Origin of the sequence: uncultured Rikenella sp., from assembly GCF_910579375.1 — a bacterium.
In the GTDB taxonomy this organism is placed as follows: domain Bacteria; phylum Bacteroidota; class Bacteroidia; order Bacteroidales; family Rikenellaceae; genus Rikenella.
Genome location: NZ_CAJTUJ010000102.1, coordinates 1 through 6,832, shown reverse-complemented (window position 1 = coordinate 6,832; position 6,832 = coordinate 1). Strand labels below are relative to the sequence as shown.

Genomic DNA, 6,832 nt, shown 5'->3' with positions numbered 1-6,832 from the left:
GCGACTCGCAGAGCTGCGCAGTCCGCCGCCCTGGCAGGCGGAGGGCTGCAACTCGTCGGAGCTCGTTGCACTCACCGCTGGCGGCGAACTGCGCGGCTCTAAAGGGTCGCAAGAGCACGACCAAAGGTAAGGTTCAGCCTAATTCTGTCGGGTTCGGGCTGCGCGCTCCCCGGGTGGGCCGAAGGCCCAGTGCGCAGGCCCGGCGGCTCGTAGAGCCGCAGAGGTACGACCAAAAGCAAAGCCCAAAGCACCGCTCCAATCCAAGCCCTCTGCTCAGCCCGGCGCGGCTCAAAAACCGTGGCCGGTTTTCGAGCCCGAAGAACAGCACGGCCCAAAGCAAAGCCCAGTTCTCCGTCCAGTGTTCGCCTCACTGCGGCTCCGCTGTCGCTCCGCCACGTTTTCGCGCGCCGGGGAAATCTTGTCAAAACGCGCCAGCGCATTTTGACGATTTCCCTCTTAAGGCTACGGCGCGCGGTCGAGCTGTGACCCGCCTGAAACTGCCCTGCGCGGGCGGCGTCCGGGTGACCCCGGCGGGACGGAGCGATACTGCGTATCGCTTAATCTGTCTGGCCCAGTTCTTCGATGCGCGCCTTGCGCGATTCATCTATATTTGGCTCACCGCCGAAATAGCTGAATCGCTTCTTCAGGCGGCGGCGCGCGGCTTTGGCTACGGGAGGGTACTACCCTTACGCCGGGCGGGCGCACCCTTCGGGTGATTTAATGGCAACCTCAGCCTAACTCTTTATTTCCCTCTTTAGGCATGGCGCTCGGTTACTTTTAAGTAATAAAGGCCGCCCGCCATGACGCGTTTGCGTCATAGCGGGCCCCGCGGGCCCGCAGTGGACAAGGGGCAGCCTCGGCCCAAACCATTCCACGTCCGATCAACTCCTTAAAACGAACCTCGCCCGAATGCTTATGCACTGAGATATAAAACAGCGCTCTCTTCCGATCCGAAGATCGAAAGAGAGCGCTGAATCATTCGTAACGCCACACGACCTGTTCCGAACGAAGCCGCCGCGAATCAAGCCGAGACGCGCTCCACCCAGACAAAACCCGGTCGCCGGACTACCGCGAAGCCTATACCCACTTCACCAGCGCGAAATCCATCCGGTGCGGCAACTTCGGATTGCGAGCGAACACCCGAATCGCCACATCATACGAACCCGCATTCTCCGGCGCCGAACTCAGTTTATAGGTCACCACGCTCCCCTCGACCGCCGTCCGTTCGAATTCGAAGGTGTTTTTAATCGAAATCTTATTGTGATCCTGTCCCTCGGTAATCTGGTCCGCGATAAGCAATTCTACGCCCACATCTTCCGGCAAAAGGCCGTCGACATCCACCCGCACCTCCAGGTTGTAAGATTCGCCCAATTTAATCGCCGTATGGCCCACGTCGAACTGTTTGAAGTCGAGCACTCGCACTTTGTCCCAATCGCGACTCACGCGCCGTTTCCAGGCCGCGATTTCGCGCGCTTCGGCGAAGTTGTCGGCAATCATCCGTTCGTGCCGGGCGAAGAGTTTCGCATAGTAGCGGTCTTCGTAGTCCTGCATCATCCGGTTGGTGGTGAACTGCGAAGCCACCTCAGCCACGCATTTCTTGATGGCCGCCACCCAGCCCACCGGCAGGTTGCTTTCGTTCCGGTTGTAGTAGAGCGGTGCGATCTGCTCTTCGATCGTCGCATAGATCAGCTCGGCATCCATTTCGTCCTGATAGCGCGGATCGTCGAAAGTCTTTTCCATCGGCAGCATCCACCCGGCCCCCTCTTTGTACCCTTCGACCCACCAGCCGTCGAGCACCGAGAAGTGAAGCACGCCGTTCATCACGGCCTTTTCGCCGCTCGTCCCCGAAGCCTCCAGCGGCCGCGTCGGGGTATTCATCCACACGTCCACCCCCTGCACCATCCGCCGGGCGAGTTCCATGTCGTAGTTCTGGAGGAAAATCACCTTGCCCAGGAACTGCGGCATTTTCGAGACTTCAACGATCTTTTTGATAAGATCCTGTCCCGCTTTGTCCGCCGGGTGAGCCTTTCCGGCAAAGACGAACTGTACGGGCCGCGTCGGGTTGTTCACGATCCGCTCCAACCGTTCGAGGTTGGTGAAGAGCAGGTGCGCCCGTTTGTAGGTAGCGAACCGTCGCGCGAAACCGATGGTCAGCACGTCGTTCTTCAGCGACTCCTGAATCTGGACGATCTGGCGCGGCGAGTCGAACCGGAACTGGATCGGGTCGGCCACGCGGCTCCGGATCTTCTTCATCAGGCGTTCCTTCAGGAAGAGACGGATGTCCCACAGCACCCGGTCGTCGATCTGGTAGACTTTATCCCAGTTCTGCTTGGAGTAGTCCCCGTTGCGGAACGATTCGCCGAAAGCGCTGTAATACAAATCCTTGAGTTTCGTCGCCGCCCAGGTCGGGAAGTGCACCCCGTTGGTCACATAGCCGATGTGGAGCTCGCAAGGCAAGTACCCCGGCCAGATGTCTTTCAGAATCTCTTTGCTCACCTCGCCGTGCAGCCAGCTCACCCCATTGACCTCCTGCGACATGTTGGAGGCGAGGACGCTCATCGAGAATTTCTCGTTCGGGTCGTTCGGATTGGTCTTCCCGAGGTTGATGAACTGCTCCCAAGTGATCTTGAGGCGGTCGGGATAGTGCGACATGTACTGCCGGATCATATCTTCCGGGAAAGCGTCATGCCCGGCCGGCACAGGCGTGTGCGTCGTGAACAAGGAGGAGGAGCGCACGCATTCCAGCGCTTCCGAGAAGCTCAGGTCGTGCCGTTCGATCAGGTCGTGCACCCGTTCGAGCCCGATAAAGGCCGCGTGCCCTTCGTTGCAATGATAGACATCGCCCTCGATCCCCAAGGTGTTGAGCAGGCGAATCCCGCCGATCCCCAGCAGGAGTTCCTGTTTGAGCCGGTTGTCCCAGTCGCCGCCATAGAGGTGGTGGGTAATCGACCGGTCTTCCGGCAGATTGAGGTCGTGGTCGGTGTCCATCAGGTAGAGCTCCGTCCGCCCCACGTCGCACCTCCATATTCTGGCAATGACTTTCCTCCCCGGGAAATTGACGGTCACGGTTTTCCAGTTCCCCTCGGCATCGCGCACGGGGGTGATCGGCAGGTTGAAGAAGTCCTGCGGTTCGTAGCTGGCCTCCTGATCCCCGGCCGCCGAGAGCCGCTGGGTGAAGTAGCCGTACCGGTACAGGAGCCCCACCCCGGTCATCGGCACGTTCTTGTCGCTCGACTCTTTGAGGTAGTCGCCGGCCAGAATCCCGAGGCCGCCGGAGTAGATTTTCAGCGTATGGTGCAGACCGTACTCCATGGAGAAGTAAGCGATTTTCGGTCTGGCATCGTGCGGTTTAGCCGCCATATAGGACTGGAAATCGGCGTAAACGGCATCCATCCGTCCGAGAAACTCCTGGTTTTCGGCCAGCTCGCGCAAGCGGGGCAAGTTGAGCCGGGCGATCAGGTCGATCGGGTTGCGGTCGACTTTGTTCCAGAGCTCCGGGTCGATCGATTCGAAGAGTCGCCGGGCAGGGTCGTTCCACGACCACCAGAGGTTCTTGGTCAGCACTTCGAGCGGGTGCAACCGTTCGGGCACCGAACTTTCGACCATCATGCGGGTCCAGTTGGGCCGGCTGTCCACCACCAGTTGGTGGCGCATATAACTGATTTGTTCATGGGTGGCACCCCCGTCGGTTTGCGGTCGGGTGTCCCGTTCTGCTGCGTTTTGCAGCGCGGCGTCGTAAAGCTCCATATAATGCGTGTAAAGATTCGACCAAAGTGCCGTCCCGGCAATCTCTCGTGCCGAGGAGCGGTGTTCGTTCATTTCGCCGTCGCCCATCGCGGCGTAGTTTCTCAAGGTGGCGGCAATGGCGTTCATCACTTCGCCGCCGTTGGCGTCGTCGCGGTGAATAACGGTCACCCCTTTATGCCCGTCGGCTGCATACTGCCGCACCCACAGGCCGAAACCGGCCAGATCGGTGGTCACCGTCGGCACCGAGAAGGCGATGCTCTCCAGCGGGGTATATCCCCACGGTTCGTAATAAGAGGGGAAGACGGTCACATCCGTCCCCACGAGCAGTTCGTAGTAGGTTTTGTTGAAAATCCCGTCGTCGCCGTTCAGATAGCACGGCACGAAAACGGTGTGCACCCGATTCCCCCGCCCCAGCAATCCCCGCGCCCGCAGGTGGTTGACGACGGGGTCGTTGTCCGGGTCGCCCAGGTAGTGGGTGGCGTTCAACGCTCCGGCATGATCCACCCCGGCGTCCCGATGTCCCGCCAACACGCCCTGCAAATCCTTCCGTGCACCGTGGTTCCAGCCGGGAACCAGGATGTAGGCCAGAATGTCCCGAGGCAGGGTGTCGTCGTTATTGAGTTCGCCGAGCGAGTCGATGAATTCGTCGATCCCTTTGTTCTTGAACTCGTACCGGCCGCCGATCGAGACGATGAGCGGATCGTTTTGCAGTTCGATTCCCAAGGTCGCCCGGGCCACGCGGATCAAGGCGTCGCGCCCCTCCCGCCGTTTGGCCTGGGCTTCGGCCCCCTCCCACACGAATCCGTTCTCGAACCCATTCGGGGTAACGGTGGTCACGTCGGTATCGAGCAGGGCCCGGCATTCGTGGGCGGTAATGGCACTGACGGTCGAAAAGCCGTCGGCCTGATGCGCTCCGACCTTCTCGATGGAGTGTTTGGCCACCACGCCGAACCGCCGGGCCATCTCGTCGCCGTTGTAGGTGTCGAGCCCGCTGTACAGCGGCAGCCCGTTCCCGGCGATGGCCCGCCCGGTCACTGTGGCATGGGTGGTAAAGACGGTCGCCACTTCCGGCATGGCTTTCTGCAGGTACAAAGCTCCCGAAACGGTTTGCCACTCGTGGAAATGGGCCACCGCCCGCTGCCGCGGCCCGAACCGATAGTTCAGAAAACTTTCGATGGCTTTCCCTGCGACGTAGCCGAAGAGGACGGGTTCGACGTAGTCCCACTGTCCGGTGATGGAATCGACCTGATAGTCTTCCCACAACGAAGCGAGCAGCTGATCTTTGCGATTGATGATCACCGAGAAATTGACGAGCACGACGATCGGGTTCCCTTTGACGTTTTTCCAGCGCCCGACGCGGACGCGGAGCCCCTCTTCCCGAGCCATCCTCCGCCAATCGCGGAACAGGTCGGGGTCTTCCTGAAATTCGGCGTTATTGCCTTCGCTGGTCAGGTCGGGCCCGATGACGATATAACGGTCGTCGCCGAATTGTTCGATGGCGGTCAGGGCTTTGGTTCCCACCACGGTGTGGATGCCGCCGACTTTGTTGCAGACTTCCCAGCTGACTTCGAAAAGCAGGTCGGGTTTCTGTCGTTGATGTTCACTCATAGGATTTCGGTCGTTGATTGCCTTTGCGATCGTTGTCCGATGCGTATTTCCGACATACGCAACGTGCCAAAGATAGTGTTTTTAGTCATTCTGACAAAAATGCGCTACGGGCGGTTCAACGCACGATATTCGGGTAATAGCGGATTTCCGGCCGGGTGCCGGGATGTTCGGAAAGGATAACGGCGGCGATATCGATCTGTATCTCGTCCACGATGCCGGAACAGGCCAGATACCGTTCGGCTGCGGCGGCGATGCGGCGTGCTTTGGCGGGGGTAACGGCGGTCTCGGGTGCGAAATCGACGTACTGACAGCGGTCTCCGGTACGGGTTTTGACTTCGATGAAGTGGTAGCGGCGGTCTGCCGACCGGGCGATCAGGTCGATATCGGTGGCTCCTCTTCCTGCGCGAGGATCGCGCCATCGCCGTTCGAGAATCTCCCAGCCGCAGGCGATCAGGTAGTCGGCTATGAGGTTTTCTCCGGCGATTCCGGTGTCGAGGTGCGAGGTATCTGCCATTCGAAGGAGGATTAGATCCCGGTGTTTTTAGTTTTGAGGGAGGGATGCCGGGATAAGAAGAGGTGCTGCTTGGGGTAAAGCGACTGGTTCGTGGGGTAATTCAGGGTAGAGGCGGCCGTAGGGCAGAGGCGCCGATTCGAGTGCCGCGCGGCCCGCCCCGGGCCTCCGCGGCGGCGAGGAGGGCTTCTTATGGCACACCGGAAACGGCGGATACAGCTACTCTGCCTCGACGAACCAACAATCGGGTTTATATTTGCGCTTCATGATGAATGCATCTCAACCCAGCCACTCGTACCACAGTGCCGACGGTTTCCAGTTGCGTTGCCTCTCGGAATAAACGCGCCCACAGGGCGTTTTACTGCCAGCCTCTACCCCAAATATTAGACAGCCTCTACCCTACTTTTGAGTTGAATCCTGCGGTTCGAAGAACCGCCCGGGTTGAAGCCTCCCCAGCGGAGGCCTGCAACGCCGCGGTGCTCGTTTTCGGCCACGCTGGCTCCGACCCGAATCACAAAAGCACACCCCTGTAAGCGGGCCGGACGCACGGGAGGGACGACAACTCTCGACGCGCGAGCGGCGTGTTGCGGGCCGCCCGTGGGCAGGCGTCCGGCCCGCGCGACCCAAAGGGTCGCAAGAGTTTCGCCCAAACCACCGCCCTATTCTCGGAAGTTCGTCCTCAGCGCGCCCCCCCCACGCACCGGTGCCTTCGGGCACTCCGATTGGGCAGCCTCTACCCCAATATGAGGACGGCGATTCCTCACGGAATCGCGCTACTCGCTCTCAGGTCTTAGCTGTTCGCCGCCAGCGGTGAGTGCAACGAGCTCCGACGAGTTGCAGTCCGCCGCGTAGGGTGGCGGCGAACTGCGCGGCTCTAAAGGGTCGCAAGAGCACGACCAAAGGTAAGGTTCAGCCTAATTCTGTCGGGTTCGGGCTGCGCGCTCCCCGGGTGGGCCGAAGGCCCAG

2 protein-coding genes are annotated in these 6,832 nt (G+C 60.3%); both read right to left on the bottom strand.

Going from position 1 to position 6,832, the window contains the following annotated elements:
- Positions 1–1,077: 1,077 nt before the first annotated feature.
- Entirely contained in the window at positions 1,078–5,355 is a 4,278-nt protein-coding gene (gene glgP / locus QZ302_RS07795; protein WP_294594243.1) for an alpha-glucan family phosphorylase, read from the bottom strand.
- Positions 5,356–5,470: 115 nt separating this feature from the next.
- Positions 5,471–5,869, bottom strand: coding sequence for a YraN family protein (locus tag QZ302_RS07790; RefSeq protein ID WP_294594241.1), 399 nt, complete (start codon positions 5,867–5,869; stop codon positions 5,471–5,473).
- Between the last annotated feature and the right edge of the window lie 963 nt (positions 5,870–6,832).

What these genes read in the sequence shown, in the direction of transcription:
- glgP (WP_294594243.1), bottom strand. Translation starts at nt 5,355, where the DNA reads ATGAGTGAACATCAACGACAGAAACCCGACCTGCTTTTCGAAGTCAGC.
- QZ302_RS07790 (WP_294594241.1), bottom strand. Translation starts at nt 5,869, where the DNA reads ATGGCAGATACCTCGCACCTCGACACCGGAATCGCCGGAGAAAACCTC.